11 protein-coding genes are annotated in these 15841 nt (G+C 64.4%); 2 read left to right on the top strand and 9 right to left on the bottom strand.

Annotated features, from left to right (window positions below):
• Window positions 1–98: 98 nt before the first annotated feature.
• Both JOY88_RS02975 and JOY88_RS02980 read left to right on the top strand, forming a co-directional pair.
• On the top strand, window positions 99–1193 hold the full coding sequence (locus JOY88_RS02975) for a nitroreductase family protein (protein WP_293500258.1): 1095 nt from the start codon (window positions 99–101) through the stop codon (window positions 1191–1193).
• Entirely contained in the window at window positions 1177–2424 is a 1248-nt protein-coding gene (locus JOY88_RS02980) for a glycosyltransferase (protein ID WP_293500259.1), read from the top strand. Before JOY88_RS02975 ends, JOY88_RS02980 begins: the two co-directional genes overlap by 17 nt.
• 88 nt (window positions 2425–2512) lie before the next feature.
• On the opposite strand, the gene JOY88_RS02985 is transcribed toward JOY88_RS02980, so the two are convergent.
• From JOY88_RS02985 to JOY88_RS03025, 9 genes are all read right to left on the bottom strand, one after another.
• On the bottom strand, window positions 2513–3568 hold the full coding sequence (locus JOY88_RS02985) for a PEP-CTERM sorting domain-containing protein (RefSeq protein WP_293500261.1): 1056 nt from the start codon (window positions 3566–3568) through the stop codon (window positions 2513–2515).
• A 156-nt stretch (window positions 3569–3724) separates the two neighbouring features.
• Complete coding sequence (gene prsT / locus JOY88_RS02990; RefSeq protein WP_293500263.1) at window positions 3725–6463, bottom strand: XrtA/PEP-CTERM system TPR-repeat protein PrsT; 2739 nt, start codon at window positions 6461–6463, stop codon at window positions 3725–3727.
• Window positions 6464–6598: 135 nt separating this feature from the next.
• On the bottom strand, window positions 6599–7384 hold the full coding sequence (locus JOY88_RS02995; protein WP_293500265.1) for a PEP-CTERM/exosortase system-associated acyltransferase: 786 nt from the start codon (window positions 7382–7384) through the stop codon (window positions 6599–6601).
• 62 nt (window positions 7385–7446) lie between these two features.
• On the bottom strand, window positions 7447–8241 hold the full coding sequence (locus JOY88_RS03000) for a S1 family peptidase (protein ID WP_293500267.1): 795 nt from the start codon (window positions 8239–8241) through the stop codon (window positions 7447–7449).
• A gap of 248 nt (window positions 8242–8489) precedes the next feature.
• Entirely contained in the window at window positions 8490–9851 is a 1362-nt protein-coding gene (prsR, locus tag JOY88_RS03005; protein ID WP_293500269.1) for a PEP-CTERM-box response regulator transcription factor, read from the bottom strand.
• Window positions 9848–11959, bottom strand: a complete 2112-nt coding sequence (gene prsK / locus JOY88_RS03010; protein ID WP_293500271.1) for an XrtA/PEP-CTERM system histidine kinase PrsK — start codon at window positions 11957–11959, stop codon at window positions 9848–9850. The genes prsR and prsK overlap by 4 nt, the downstream gene beginning before the upstream one ends.
• Before the next feature lie 101 nt (window positions 11960–12060).
• Window positions 12061–13443 (bottom strand): TIGR03013 family XrtA/PEP-CTERM system glycosyltransferase, encoded by a 1383-nt coding sequence (locus tag JOY88_RS03015; RefSeq protein ID WP_293500273.1) that lies wholly within the window; start codon window positions 13441–13443, stop codon window positions 12061–12063.
• Between the two features lie 713 nt (window positions 13444–14156).
• Window positions 14157–15299, bottom strand: a complete 1143-nt coding sequence (locus tag JOY88_RS03020; RefSeq protein WP_293500275.1) for a branched-chain amino acid ABC transporter substrate-binding protein — start codon at window positions 15297–15299, stop codon at window positions 14157–14159.
• 116 nt (window positions 15300–15415) lie between these two features.
• Window positions 15416–15838, bottom strand: a complete 423-nt coding sequence (locus tag JOY88_RS03025; RefSeq protein WP_293500277.1) for a DNA polymerase III subunit chi — start codon at window positions 15836–15838, stop codon at window positions 15416–15418.
• Between the last annotated feature and the right edge of the window lie 3 nt (window positions 15839–15841).

Genomic DNA, 15841 nt, shown 5'->3' on the forward strand with positions numbered 1-15841 from the left:
GAGTCGTCGTCAAGGGCAAGCCGAAGCCCGAGACACCCAGCACCTGCCATCAGGTTGCCGCCGCGCGGCAATCTTCAATACAAGAAAGGTCGCAAACCATGGATTCGCAAGCCACCGTCCTGCAGATCCTCGATTTTGCACGATGGGCCCCCAGCGGGGACAACACCCAGCCCTGGCGATTCGAGATCATCGGCCCCAACCATGTGGCCGTCCATGGGTTCGACACGCGCGAGCATTGCGTCTATGACCTGGACGGCCACCCGAGCCAGATTTCCATCGGCGCCTTGATTGAAACCGCCGCCATCGCCGCCAGCCACCACCAGCTTCGCACCGTGGCAAGGCGGCGGGTGGCCTCGCCGGAAACCCGCCCGGTGTTCGATCTCGAATTCGTTGCCGACCCCAGCGTCATCGCCGACCCTCTTCTGGCCAGCGTCAAGGTCCGCAGCGTGCAGCGCCGGCCGCTGAAGACGCAGCCGCTGACCACCCAGCAGAAGCAGGCCTTTGCAGCCGCCATCGGCCCCGACTACACGGCACTATGGCTGGAGAGCGGCGGCGAGCGGCTGAAGGTCGCCAAGATGCTGTTCCATTCGGCCAAGATCCGGCTGGTCACGCCCGAGGCCTACCGCGTCCACAAGGACATCATCGAATGGCAGGCACGGTTCAGCGAAGAGCGCGTGCCGGATCAAGCACTCGGCACCGACCCGATGACGACCCGACTGATGCGCTTCGTGATGCAGAACTGGGGCCGGGTGGAGATGTTCAATCGCTTCTTCGCAGGCACCTGGGCGCCACGCATCCAGCTGGACTTCGTGCCCGGTCTGGCCTGCGCGGCCCATTTCCTGCTGCTTGCCAAGGCCCCTGCACGCACGATTGATGACTACGTCGCGGCCGGCCGCGCGACGCAGCGCTTCTGGCTGACAGCCGCGCAGCAAGGCCTGCTGCTGCAGCCCGAGGTCACGCCGCTGGTCTTCACCCGCTATGCCCGCGAAGGCATCGACTTCTCAAGCAAGCCCGGCGCGCAAGAGATGGCACGACGGCTCGGCGAACGTTTCGTCGGCACGGTCGGCGAGCATGCGGCGGCCCATGCAGTTTTCATGGGGCGCGTCGGCCGCGGCCAGCAGCCGGTCTCGCGCTCGCTGCGGCGGCCGCTGGAGAGCCTGCTGATCACGGAGCAGCATGATGACAAGGCTTGAGCGCCCACTGCGGATTGCCCTCTTTGCCGAGGCCGTGACGCTGGCTCATGTCGCCAGGCCTATCGCGCTTGCGCGCGCCATCGCCCCGGCAGGACACCAACTGCTGCTGGCCTGTGATCCGCGGTATTCCAGCTTTGCCGCCGATGGCCCCTGGCAGTCCCAGCCATTGCGCAGCATCCCCAGCGCCGAGTTCAACGAGGCCCTGGCCAAGGGCAAACCGGTCTACAGCCATGAGACCTTGAGCAGCTATGTGAACGACGATCTGAAATTGATCGAGTCGTTCAAGCCCGACCTGGTGATTGGCGACTTCCGGCTGTCACTCTCCGTCAGCGCAAGGCTGGCGCGCGTGCCCTACATGGCGATCGCCAACGCCTACTGGTCACCTGGCTATCTGGGCGGCTACGCGCTGCCGGTGATTCCGTTGAGCAGAGTACTGCCCATCCCGCTCGCGGCAACGCTGTTCCACACCTTCAGGCCGCTGGCTTTCATTCCCCATTGCCAGCCGATGAACCGCCTGCGCCGGCAGCACAACCTTCCCTCGCTTGGCAACAACTTGCGACGCGTCTACACGGACGCGGACCACATACTGATGCCCGACATCCCCGACCTCTACCCGGTGGCGTCAGGCTCACACGGCAGCAGCTACATCGGGCCGCTCATGTGGGCCCCCTCCACACCACCACCCGCCTGGTGGGAGGAGCCCGACCCCACCGAGCAGGCGATCGTTTACGTCACGCTTGGCAGCTCAGGCCCAGGAGCCACACTTGCGCTGGTCCTGCAGGCGCTGGCCGACCTCCCCGTGAAGGTGTTCGCCTCCACCGCCGGCGCCCAGGCCCCCTCAAGCGTACCGGCCAATGCACGGCTGGCCAGCTATCTGCCCGGCGACGCTGCTGCCGAGCGCGCGAAACTGATGATCTGCAACGGTGGCAGCCTGAGCACCCAGCAAGCCATTGCCGCAGGCATTCCCATACTCGGCCTGGCCAGCAACATGGACCAGTTCCTGAATATGGCGCCGATCGAGCGGCACAACGCCGGCATCTGCTTGCGGACCGATCGGCTGAGCCCCGAAAGAATCCGCCAGGCCGCCATCACGCTGCTGCAGTCAGCCGTCGCCACGACAGCTGCACGGCAACTTCGACAGTTGCTGCCGAAGCCAGAGGCCGGGACCCGCGAGACCTTCCACGCCATCGCCAAGCAATTGCTGCAGGACAGCCGATCAAACAGCCACTGATTGAACGCAAACCTTGTCGGCTGGCAGCAATTGCGCCGAATATAAAAAATGGGCCCCGAGGGGCCCATTTTCCTAGTGCAGTGCAGTATTACTGCTTGCGGCTGCGACGCTTGCCTGCGACGCCCAGGCCAGCCAAGGCCAGACCCACCAGAGCCAGCGAAGCAGGCTCAGGGATGTGGAGGCGGTCGACATTCGTCGTGGTCGTCGCCTGCAGCGACAGGGAGTACGTACCCGCAGCCAGATCGGAAATCATCAAACCGAAGTTCTTGAAATCGAGGAACGAGTCGTTGTAGGAATCCGGATTGCCCGACCGCGAGTCGGTGACATTCAGGTTTCCCTCGTTCTTGGTCACCGAGCAGACGCTGCCCGCGATGCCGCCACCGGTGAACTGGCAAGGCTGGGCGCTGCCGGTACCGTCCGGGCTCCAGGTCCAGCTTTGGTTCGTGCCATTCTTGGACAGGCTGATGGAGACGTTCGAGCCCGCCGAAGAGGTATACAGGCCACCAAGCACATCCGAGATCGCACCGCTGAGCTTCAGCAGCGCTTGGAAGCTCAGGACGAAGTCAGTGGTCGTCCCCGTGACGAACGAAGTCAGCAGCGTCGTGGTCGACTTGACCTCGGTATTGGCGCTGGCTTGACCATTGACATTCAGCAGCGACTCAGCAATCTGAATCGTGTTGGTGGTACCACCCTGCACGAGCTTCGCCGAGGTGATTTGCGAATCCGCGTTGCTGAAGCTCTGGGTGGCGTTGGCACCGATGATGGCGAAATTGTTGTCAGCCCGCGCAGACAGCAAACCGGGTGCATTGGCCACGTTGGCATTCAGGGTCACCGGGTTGCCGCAAGTGGTGTAGACGGGCCCCGCAGCAGGATTGACATTGCCGTTGCAAGCGCCCGAACCCGCGCTGTTCACCGTCGCGCCACCGGTCGGGGTGTAGTCGGCCAGATTCTTCAGGTTGAAAGAATAGTTCGAGGCAGCGCCCACGTCATTGGTCGTTCCGTGCGCAAAGACGTTGATGTCCAGGCCCTGGATCTGCAGCTGCGACACCGAATACACATAGGCGTTGGCGGGCACGGCGGCAAACAGCGCAGCACATGCGCCAGCGGCTGCGGCCACCGCCTTGAACTTGGAAAGCTTGGTCATGGTCGTGATCCTTGGCTAAGCCGAGGCGGACTCGCCCCAGGCACATCATCAATAAAGCACACAGCGTGCCAACTCACGCAAGACATTGATTTAGAAAGAAAACCTGGGAAACGAAGGGCAGACCAAGCGATGAGTGGCAAGAAATCCGACACTGCCTTACAAGGACTTCAGCAGGCGCGTCACCTCTGCCTGTGCCGGAAAGCGTTCTCCGGCCTTCTCCAAGGTCTTCAGTTCCGCCTGGGCCGCGGGCTTGTCGCCTGCCTGGATGTAGAGCCTCGCAAGGTTCAGGCGCAGCACCAGATTCTCGGGATCCAAGGCCAGGGCCCGTCGCTGCAACTCCAAGGCCTTGGGCAGTTGGCTTTCCGCCGCCAGCGTTGACGCCAGGGTATCCAGCACACCCGGCGAATCGGGGCTGAGCTTCAGCGCCTGTTCAGCATAGGCCGCCGCTCCCGGCTTGTTCTGCTTGAGCATGGAAAACGCAATGTTGTTCAGTGCGCCCGCATTATTGGGCTGCAGGGCAACAACCCTGCGGAACTGCTTTTCCGCCATGTCGAACTGCCCTTGCACCAAGGCCAGGTCACCCAGGTATGCAGGAAAACCAGCGTCCTTGGGATGTGCAGCCATCCATTCGCCGGCCATGCTCTCCGCATCGGCAGTTTTCCTGGCGCCACGCAAGGCCGTGTGCAGTTTCACCGCCATGATGGTCACAGGATAATTCTTGAGTGCCCGGCGGTAGACCTCCACGGCAGCTTCGGCATTGCCGCGCGACAGCTGAATTTCTGCTTCCATGTCCTGCCCGGTGGTTTCATTCGGGCGCTGCGCCTGCACGGTCCGGGCGATAGCGATCGCAGCGTCGGGCCGTTTGCCAGCCAGCGCAATCTTGACCAGCGCCTGCTGGGCCGGCAAATAGTTGGGCACAAGGGCAAGCGCGCGATGCAGGCTCTGCTCGGCAGCTACCGACTTGCCCGCCCGCAGTTGCACGGCCGCCAGCCGGATGAATGGGCGAGTCGATTTCGACTCCAGAGTCGCCAGCTTGTTGAATGCAGCAATGGCCAGCTCGGTTTCACCCGACGCCATCTCGGCTCGGCCCAATGCATCGATCAAGTCGGCTTGATCCGGCAGCGCACTATTGGCGTCTCGTGCCGCCGCCTGAGCGGCCCTGTAGTTTCCTTCAGCCAGCTGCAAATCGATCAGCTGCAGTCGTGGCGCAGGCTCGGCTGGGTTGAGGCGAATCGCCTGCGACAGCATCTCGGCAATCTCGGACTTGGGCGCGCCCTCCGCGGCTCGCAACTTGACCATCGACAGCAGGGCATCCAAGTTTCTTGAATCGACTTTCAGTACCGCCTCAAAACGCTTCTTCGCAGCATCGATATTTTTGTCAAGCAGATCCAGAGCTGCCAGTCCCGCGACGGCCGGCACGAATACAGGATCGATCGCCAAGGCTTTTTCAAAGCTGGCGCGCGCCGCGTGCGCATCATTGCGCATCAAATAGATCTTGGCGCGCAGGTTATGCGGCAAGGGGTTCTTGGGCAATTTGGCTTCAACCGCATCAACTGACTTGAGCGCGCCATCCAGGTCCTTGTTCTGCAGCAACACGCTGATCAGCGCAAGGTCGGCGTTCGTCCCCTTGTCCGCCGCGGCGATCTTCTGAAGTGAGGCGACCGTCGCCTGATACCCGGAGGCGTTCTGCTTTGCGAGTGCCAGCTTGACCAGATTCGCGCTGTTCGATGGATCAAGCTTGACCGCGGTTTCGAAGCTGGCTCGCGATTGATCAAGGTTACCCATCGCCAATTGAGCCTCGCCCGCGAGCGAATAGGTCTGCGCGTTGGTCTCACCGCCCGCGATCAGCGGCTGCAAGGTCATCAAGGCCTTGGCGGGCTGCCCCATGCGCAACTGCGTCTGAGCCAGCAGCCTGCGCACAGCAACATTGTCCGGCCTGATGGACAACGCCTTGCTCAATGAGCGCTCAGCCTGCAGGAGCGCCCCATTGACCAGCTGGATGGTTCCTGCAAGCTGCAGGACCTTGACCTCGTCGGGGGCGGCCTTCTGTGCCAACTCGATCGATGCTACGGCCTTGGTCATGTCGCCGTTGGCAAATGCCAGCTGGGCGTCGAAATATTTGACCAGCAGGTTATTCCGCGAGTCCTTGCGCAGCTCCGCGAGCTGCTCCGATGCCGCCTTGAAATCCTGCTGTGCGATCAGGATTTCGATCAGGGCCGCGCGCGCGCCCGCATGGGATGGCTGGATCGTCAGCGCCGTGCGGAATGCCTGCATCGCGTCCGGTATGTTCCTCCGGAGCAGGATCAGCAACTCCCCCTTCTGAAACCAGGCCTGCGGATCCTTGGGAGTCAGGGCCAGCACCTTGTCCACCATGGCCATGGCGTCGTCGTCCCGGTGCTCGAAGCCCGCCATGCGCGCTTCGAGCAGCAGCGCGGGGGGGAAGTCGGGAACCTTTGCCAGCGCCGCCTGAATTTCACGACGCGCAGCGGCAGCCTTGTTCAAGGATGCATAGGCCACGGCCACCGTGGTCTTCAGGTCAGCAAAGGCCGCAGCATCCTTCAGGTCCGATGTGCCCAACTCATCAACGATGGTCTGGTATTGCTTGACGGCGAGCAATGCTCGCGCCAGCAGCGGCTGCACCTCATCGATCGCCTGCCCCTGCTGCGGAATCTTTCTCAACTCGAGGATCGCGGAGGCCGGGTCGCCGGTCTCAAGCAAGACCTTGCCCAACAGGAGTCGGGCCTTCACGTGACCCGGATCCTGGCTCAGCGCCTGCTTCAGCTGAATCACGGCCGACTTGGGATCCCCCTTGCGCAGGTAGGAATTCGCCGAGTCCAGCAACTCATCGGCCCCCATCTGGCCGCAGGCGGCCAGGACCGCCACGGCAAGCACCATGGGCAAGAAGAATGAACGATGTTTAGCCTGCATCACTGCACCCAAGATAGTCCCCTATAAGCATCAATGGCGAGGCGATCTCGCCAGGCATCCGAATGGCTCGCGCCGCAGAGAAATGGCCAGGTGGAGGCAATCTCAGTGCGAGTTGGGGCGGAGCCTTCCCAGCGCATCCGGGTGAGCCTCGAATGAAAGGTTCACCAACCGGTCGATCACTGCATACAGCGGCTGGATCAGCGGACGCAGATTGCCGACGACCTTGCTGGAGCTGAGCACGGAAGGCACGCGAATGCCGCGGTGCTCGATCTCGCCGCCGATCGGATGGATGTCAAAACCCAGGCGCAGGAAATGACTCGCCAGGCGTGGTTCCGTCAGCACGAACACGTTCTCGACGCTGAGCCGCCGCGCGGCCGCCGCAGCGCCGAGATACAGGCTCATCGGAATGAACGGGAAGCGCGGCTGGCCGCCCCTGGCTTCGAAGTCTTGCTCGCCGACGGAGACAGGCTTGTCGGCTTCACCCTGGCGCTGGCGAAACTCACTCATGACCGCCAACCGTGAGACTTCGCCGACGTCATCCCGCGGCAGCCGCGCGGGATCCAGTTGGTCGCGCCGGATCACCTCGCGGCAGCTGAGCTCGAACGGCAGCGGGAACGAGGGCTGCTCCGGCCGGGCCAGCACGAGGCGCGAGCAACCCACCAGGTCACCGGTGTCACGTTTGCGGAGGAGGCAGTGGACCGAATGGCGGTCATAGTCGTCCATCTCCAGGCCGTCCTTGCGGACCGCCTCCCAGCCAAGCTCACGGCAATACACATCGTGCCGGATCCGATACACCATCTCGACACTGGGAGCATCCAAGGCCAGCGAGAACTCGAACAGTTCCTCGAATCGATGCCCCAGGTTCCCGCTTGAAGTCGATGGGTTCACAGAATTACCTCGAAGTGCATGGATCGTATCAAGGTGTTGATTTAGCCCCTAGGGACTCGCTGTTATCGGCCCGCGCCGCCTGCCGCGTCGGACAGGAAGCTGCGCACGCTGCCCACCGGGATGGCATAGCTGATGCCGCTGGGCGCCGTCAAGGCCGACTCGTGCGCCGCCTTGACCGCCACCATGCTGACAACGCCGACCACCGCGCCCGTGGCAATGTTGATGACCGGCCCGCCGCTGTTGCCGGGGTAGGCGGTCGCATCCAGCTGCAGCACCTCGAAGCTGCCTTGGCGCAGCTGCCTCACCGCCCGCTCGCTCAAGCCTTGCGGGCCGGATGCCGGTGGCACGATGGCGGTACGCGCCGACACGATGCCTCGATGCGTCACATGGGAAAAGCCCAGCGCCCCCCCAATCGGGAAACCGATCAACGCGATCATCTCGCCCTCGACCGCCTCCTGCTCGGCCAGCGGCAAGGTCGGGAGCGGCTTGCCGTCGTCTATGCGCAGCAATGCCAGGTCCTGGGATGCATCCACCTTCGCAATGCGCGCGCCGCGCAACAGCCAGCCGCTTTCGGGCGTCCACGCCTGTATCGCCACGCTGCGATCGATGCGTCCCTGCTCCAGCGGCGGCAGCACATGGGCGTTGGTGACGATCTGCATGCCATCACCGACCGCAAAGCCGGTGCCGCGAAATCCGAAGCGCGGCGCGTCCAGCAACCCGTAGCTGCCCACCAGGACGACCGCCGGCTTCGCCCGGGCGATCAGGCCGGGCAGGTTGGCGTCACCCCAGGCCGGCGGGAGGCCGAGGATGCCCAAAGCCACCACGGCCGCTTGTACTACAGCCTTCCAAAGGCTCATGAGCATTCCCTCTCGGCTTCCTTGCCACATGTTGGGCTTCTTCGGGTGCACTTCCAGCCGACCGGCACGCAGCCGAGCCAGGGCTGCACCCTGCGCATGCCCCGACGCCCGCTCTCGCGAAGACCTGATTGCTGAATCTGCATGGGGCTGACGCCTTGTTGCGTGGACCCTACCCTAAGGCGAGGCCGCCGAGGCGAAAACCCCTGGCAAGGCATCGACCAGGCGCGCGGGCATCAAGCGCTCGGCCTTCATTTGATCTGCAACCGGCTCATCAGGTCGTAGAGCGTTGGGCGGCTGACGCCGAGCAACTCGGCGGCCCGGACGATGTTGCCGTCGGTGCGCGCCAGCGCCGTGATGACCGCCTGGCGCTCGGCGCTCTCGCGCACGGTGCGCAAATCCAGCATCGAGTTGCCCTCGGCCGGCACGGACGTCGCACGCAAGCCCAGATCGGGTGCGGCGATGCGGTCATCCTCACACATGATGACGGCGCGCTTGAGCATGTTCTGCAACTCCCGCACATTGCCCGGCCAGGGGTGCGCCTCCAGCGCGCGCACGGCATCGTCGGTCAGCGTCGGCACGGGCCGGTGCATCTCGGTCGCGAAGCGGCGCGCGAAGGCGTGCGACAGCAGCACGGGGTCGCCCACGCGCTCACGCAGTGGCGGGATCTCGACGACGATCTCGGCCAGGCGGTAGTACAGGTCTTCGCGGAAGCGCCCGTCGGCAATGCGCGCCTTCAGGTCCTGGTGGGTTGCGCCGACGACGCGCACGTCCATCGGAATCTCCTGGCGGCCGCCCACGCGCTCGATGACGCGCTCCTGCAGGAAGCGCAGCAGCTTGGCCTGCAAGGGCATGGGCAGGTCGCCGATCTCGTCCAGCATCAGGGTGCCGCCGTTGGCGGTCTCGATCTTGCCGATGGTGGACTTGGTCGCCCCCGTGAAGGCGCCTTTCTCGTAGCCGAAGAGCTCGCTCTCCAGCAGCGTCTCGGGAATGGCCGCGCAGTTGATGGCGACGAAGCGGCCCTTGCGCTTGGAGGCATCGTGCAGCCCCTGGGCCAGCACTTCCTTGCCGGTACCGCTTTCGCCCAGCAGCAGCACGGTGGCGTCGCTGGGCGCGACCTTCTCGATCATGCGGCACACGCGCTGCATGCCGGGGTCGCGCGTGACGAGGCCCGAGAACACGTCGCTGCTCTGCTGCATCTGCAGCCGCCGGTTCTCCTGCTGCAGCTCGTACAGCCTGTAGGCGCGCTCGACGGTGAGGGCCAGCACGTCGGGGTCAACGGGCTTGGCGAGGAAGTCGTAGGCTCCCATGCGGATGGCCCGCAGCGCGTTCTCCTGGTCGTTCTGACCGGTGAGCACGATGATCTTGGCCGCGGGATCGAGCTCCAGCAGCTTCTCGAGGCACTTGAAACCCTCGGAGACCGAATCCCGGTCCGGCGGCAGGCCGAGGTCCATCGTGACGACGGCCGGGCTGCTGCGGCGGAACTGCAGCACGGCACTGGCGACGTCGTCGGCCGTCACCGATTCGAAGCGGTCCAGCGACCACTTGAGCTGTTTTTGCAGCGCGAGATCGTCTTCGACGATCAGCAAAGGCGCGTGGCGAGGCGCGCTCATTGGACGTCGAGCGCGGCCAACGGTGCATCGGCCTGTGCATGGAACAGGGGCAGCAGCAGGGTCACGATGGTCCCTCGGTTCAATTCGCTCTGCACGCTGATCTTGCCTCCCAGTTCATGCACGTATTGGTAGCTTTCGTGGGCGCCAATGCCCATGCCGCTGGCCTTGGTGGTCTGGAACGGCTTGAAGAGTCGATTCTGTATGAAATCCTCGCTCATGCCACAGCCGTTGTCCTCCACGCGAACGCGGGCCTGGCTGCCTTCGGCATCCAGCGTCAGCCGGACCTGACCGTTGGCGGGCGTCGCATCGAACGCGTTCTGCACCACATGGCCCAGCACGCGCTCCACACGCTCGGCATGCCCTCGCGTGCTGACACCGGCCTGCAGCTCCAGCTCCAGCACCCTGCCCTTGCTGGCGGCCGCGGCCGCGAGCCGCCGGGCGATCTGCTCCAGGTCGACGCCGCTGGTCACGCCATGGGGCTTCTCCCCCTCCCGCAGCTGCAGCATCAGCTGGCGCATCTTCTCGAGCGAGTTCTCGACGGTATCCAGCATGTCCTGCTGGAACTCGGGGTTGTCGCGCAGGCGCTTGGCGTTCTTCATCATCAACGACAGCTGCGTCACTATGTTCTTCAAGTCGTGCACGACGAAAGCCGACATGCGGTTGAACGCATCGAACTTGCGCGCCTCCAGCAGCGCCTCCGTCGCCTGGACCTGATCCAGATAGCCCGAGGCCTGGCTGGCCGCGGTGCGCAACAGGTCGCGCACCTCCCAGTTCAGCTCGACGACGGCGCGCGGCCGGCCCAGCACGACGAAGCCGGTCAGCGAATCGCGCACAAGCAGCGGCACCAGCAGCCAGCACCGAGGCTCGTCGATCAGCCAGGCGGGCAGTTCGAGTCCCGGGTAGGCATCGCGCCTTGCGCGCCACTCGTCCAGATCGACGATCCAGGCCCGTTCCTGCCAGAAGCGGGCCAACGCCCCATCGCGGGCTTCGCTGCCCGCCTGCGCCGGCAGATTCCAGCGTGCGGCCTGCAGGAAATCGCCACCCGCGGCGCGCTGCATCCACAGCATGCCGCTCGGGCTCTCGACCAGATTGGCCAGGGCTTGCACGACGGTCTCCGCCGTATGTTGTGGCTCGGCGCTGCCGGACAACAGCTGCGTGAAGCGCAGCCACTCTTCGCGGTAGTCGTAGCGATAGCTGAAGAAGTTCTTGCTGATGTAGACGCGCAGCCGGGAACGCATCGAGCCCGATGCGACCAGCAGGGCCAGCGCCAGCAACGCGACGAAGACCAGCGCCACGGACAGAGCCCTGCCCCAATGCCCGCCGGTGTAACGCACGTAGTAGCCGACGCCGGCCACCATCAGCAGGTAGCCACCGACGAGCAGCAGCGTCGCCGAATGGAAGACCGCCGCACGCGACACATGCAGCTTGTCCAGCCAGTCCGCCTGCCGGCGCGACGCCACATAGAGCAGCGGAACCGCCGCCGCATGCACGAGAGAACGCACGCTGATGGCGGCGTCGTCGAAGTGCTGGAACAACGCTGCCTGGGAGCTGATGAAGAGGTCGAACAGGAAGATGGCCCCCAGGCCCAGGCAGACCGGCTTGGCGTTCCAGCGTGCATCGCCAGCCGTATTGCGCAGCATCTGCTCGACAAGCACCAGGCCCAGCACCGAGATGCCCAGCGCCGCAAGCGCCTGCGAGCGGACAAGCGTGTCCGCAGGCTGGTTCTCGGCCGACCAGATCAGCCACAGCTGGACCAGGACCGTGAAGCCGGCCAGGGGACGCAACCAGCCCAGGCCACCACCACGCCGCGGCGGCAGCAGCAGCAGCATGAAGGCAAACCAGAGGCCGAACCGAAGCAGGTCCAGCGTGGGGGTGATCCAGGTCGGCAAGTGGTCGGACCAGTGACGCAGGCCATCCGCCAAGGCGACACCGGCCCAGATCGAGCTGGCGGCCAGGGCGGCAAGGAAAACAAGGGCGAGTGAGGACACCGGCAAGCCGCCGCGCCGCAGCTGCTGCGCGAAATGGAGCGCGAACAGCCCATAGGCCAGCGCGCAGATCAGATCGCCGAGGTTGCTCAGCGAGAGCAACGGCGTGAGCCCGTCAATCATGGCGTCCGAGGTGGAGTCCAATGGGGCAGCAGCAGACATGCGGGATTCAAGCATGCCTCATCGGCCTTGGACACCGGCACCGACGCCGAAGCATCCAGGGCTCAGCGCGCGCCCTTGCCCGTCAGCACGACGGCCACCGTCTCCAGCATGATCAGCAGATCAAGGAAGAGCGAGTGGTTCTTGACGTAGTAGAGGTCGTACTGCAGCTTCTCGACCGAATCCTCGATCGTCGAGCCGTACTCGTAGCGCACCTGGGCCCAGCCGGTGACGCCCGGCTTCACGCTGTGGCGCACCGCGTAGTAGGGAATCTTGCTGACCAGTTCGTCGACGAAGAACTGCCGCTCCGGGCGCGGACCGACCATGCTCATCTCGCCGACCAGCACGTTGAACAGCTGGGGCAGCTCGTCGATGCGCACCTTGCGGATGAAGCGGCCGATGCGGGTCACGCGGTCGTCGTTCTTGGTCGCCCAGCGCGGCTTGCCATCCTTCTCGGCATCGGTGCGCATGCTGCGGAACTTGACGACGTTGAAGGGCACGCCGTTCAAGCCCACCCGTTCCTGGCGATAGAGCACCGGGCCGCGCGACTCGAAGCGGATGGCCAGAGCCGTGAGCAGCATGATGGGCCAGGTCAGCGCCAGGATCAGCGTCGCGAAGATGACGTCGCAGACACGCTTGATGGCCGCGCGCAGCATGCCCTGGCTGAAGCCATCGCCGAACACCAGCCAGCCGGCGTTCACATGCTTGATGTTGATCTGGGCCAGCGTCTTCTCGAAGTGCGTGGCGATGTCGACGACGCGCACGCCGGACAGCTTGCAGTCCAGCAACTGGCGCAGCGGCATGCTGCCGCCGCGGCGCTCGGTCAGCGCAACGACGATCTCGTCGACGTTGTGCTTCAGCGCAGCCTCCGTCAGATTGGCCCCGTCGTTGATGATCTCGTCGCGCGGCACCTCGTGCTGCTCCTCGTTCGGTCCGGCGTAGAAGCCGACGATCAGCGCATGCGGGTCGGAGGCCCGCAGCGTGTTGCCCACCGTCCGGGCGGCAACGCCGGTGCCGAAGATCAGGATGCGGCTGCGCAGGCGCGCCTGGCCGCCGGAATGTGCGGCGTAGACGCGGTGCACCATCACGGCGGCGACCGCAGCCATGGCCACCAGGGTCAGCAGATCGCGATGGCTGGTGTTCGACGGCACCAGGCTGAAGATGACATAGGCGAGCGGCAGGCCGAACAGCAGGCCGAACAGCGCACGCGCGCAGGACTCGGTGATGGAGCGGTTATGCACATGCTGATAGAAGCCCGTGGCCGAATTGATCACGAACATGCAGCCGGCCAGGGACAGGCCGTGTGAGGCCGCAAAAGGCAGCACCGTCTGCGCAGCTTCACCCTGGCTGAGGACGAAGGCAATGACGGCGAACACGATCAGGCCGAGATCAAAGAAGACCTGGAGCAAGGTCTGCTTGTGCAGGTAATGGTTGAATATTCGAATCATTGACGTCCCCCGATCATTACTGCCCGCGTTCTCCGCATCTGCAATCCGATTAGCATCCGATTAGCGAAATTCGAGCTCGTATCGATATTCCATTTCACTTCGCACGGAGGCCGCCCGTCGCATCACGCACCTTGCGGCAGCCAGCGGTCGCAGAGCACCTTGGAGATCGCCCGGTTGGCTATGGAAGTCCCTGACTTGACGTCGCGACGGACATGCCCGACCAACCCCTGATCGCGTCGGCATCATGCCTCCGCCCCCCAGGCTTGAAAGCCCCCCGTTTAGAGGGTGCTTGCCCCTTGAATCCGCGTCGTGATGCAGTGCTTGCGCGCCCCTGCAAGAACGGTCTTTTTCACAACGTGCGGCAGTAGAACCGAAAGCGGACGCCGGCGCCATGCCGGCCCGGCAGCGAGCCCCGCAAAGCGTGTGAAACGCACAAGCATTCCTTTGGAACCCTAGAAAACCGGGTTTATGGAGGATTTCTCACGCCCGGCGCGCCGGGGTTATTCGGCGCCTCAGATACTGAAGCCTCCCGTGCCGGCTGGGTAGTATTCACGATTCAAGCGCCGGCACCGGTGCTCGGCGCATGGGTTTGCCGCCTATATGAGGCGAGCTCCGATTGCATCCGCGCGCCATAGACAAAGGCCTGCACGTGGCAGGCCTTTGTCTATAAAAAACGCCCGCCTAAGCGGGCGCTCCGGATCGGTGAGCCGAGATCAGCGCACGACCTCGATCTGCTCGCGATTGCCACCCTTGTAGGTGTACAGGGTCAGGGCACCGTTCTTGATGTCACCCTTCTCGTCGAAGGAGATGATGCCGGTCACACCCCTGTAGCCGGTCGTCTTGGCCAGTGCAGGCAGGTACTTGGCAGGATCGGCGGAGTTGGCGCGCTTCATGGCGTCGACCATCACATTGACGGCGTCATACACATACGGCGCGTAGATCTGCACGTCGACGTTGAACTTGGCCTTGAACTTGGCCTTGAAGTCGTCCATGGACTTCTTGGCCTCGCCTTCGACGCCACCGGCCTCGGCGCAGACAACCTGCCCGTCACCCATGGTGCCGGCAGCCAGCTTGGGCAGCTCACCCGTGCAGATGCCGTCGCCGCCCATGAACTTGGCGTCGATGCCCAGCTGCTTCATCTGGCGCAGCATCGGGCCGGCCACGGCGTCCATGCCGCCGAAGAACACCACGTCGGGCTTCTTGCTCTTCAGGGAGGTCAGGATGGCGGTGAAGTCCGTGGCCTTGTCGTTCGTGAACTCGCGGCCGATGACCTTGCCGCCCGCACCCTTGACGCCCTTCTCGAACTCGTCGGCGACACCCTGGCCGTAGGCCGTGCGGTCGTCGATCACGGCAATGGACTTGCCCTTCAGCTGCCGGACGGAGTACTTGCCCAGCGTACCGCCCAGATGCACGTCGTCAGCGACGACGCGGAAGGTGGTCTTGTAGCCGCTGCGGGTGTACTTGGGATTGGTGGCCGACGGCGAGATCTGCGGGATACCGGCGTCGCTGTAGACCTTGGCGGCCGGGATGGACGTGCCGGAGTTCAGGTGCCCCACGACGCCGTTGACCTTGGAGTCGACCAGTTTCTGGGCCGCCGCCGTGCCCTGCTTCGGGTCGCCGGCATCGTCTTCGGCCAGCAGCTCGAACTTGGCCTTCTTGCCACCGATCATGACGCCCTTGGCGTTCAGTTCCTCGATGGCGAGGCGCGCGCCCAGCTCATTGTCCTTGCCGAGGTGCGCGATCGCGCCGCTGGTCGGAGCGACGTGGCCGATCTTGACGATCAGGTCCTGCGACATGGCGGCGCCGCTGACCAGTGCGGCCACGGCACCCACCACGATATTCAGCTTGATTTGCATGGATCAACTCCAGTCTGGAAAAGAGAGGAACACACGGAGAACGTTGAGTTTTCAACCAAATAAACATACCCCAAATCCGGGGTGTACTCATTCGGGAAAGCGTGGACGCAACGTTCTCAACCTGCCGCTGAAAAATGGTCCAGCCTGGCTCCTGACTGCTGGTAGAAGCGGTAGCGCGCACGCCCAGCTTGAACGCGCTCGGGCTCCTGGCCGATGACTTCCAGTACGCGCTCGAAGCCCAGCGCGTCGCCGGGCATCTCGTCACACAGGTTCAACAGCAGGCCGCGGTGCGGCAGCCGCGCCGCGTCGTCGACCAGCAGCACCTCGCCCGGCACGGGCGGCGTCGCGCCGTCCCAACGCCGATGCGGGATGAACTCGGTCGCCTCGAAGCTCCAGAGCAATGCGTCCAGGCGCGCCGCACTCGCTGCGGGCACGCAGACCCCCACCGGCTTGCCCGACGCGAGGGCGCGACGGACCAGCCGGCAGGCGTAATGCAGCGGGTCCGCCGCGTCGCTGTAGAAGCTGACCTGGACGGCCACGGC

The sequence above is a fragment of the Roseateles sp. genome, assembly GCF_019237615.1.
In the GTDB taxonomy this organism is placed as follows: Bacteria; Pseudomonadota; Gammaproteobacteria; order Burkholderiales; family Burkholderiaceae_C; genus Pelomonas.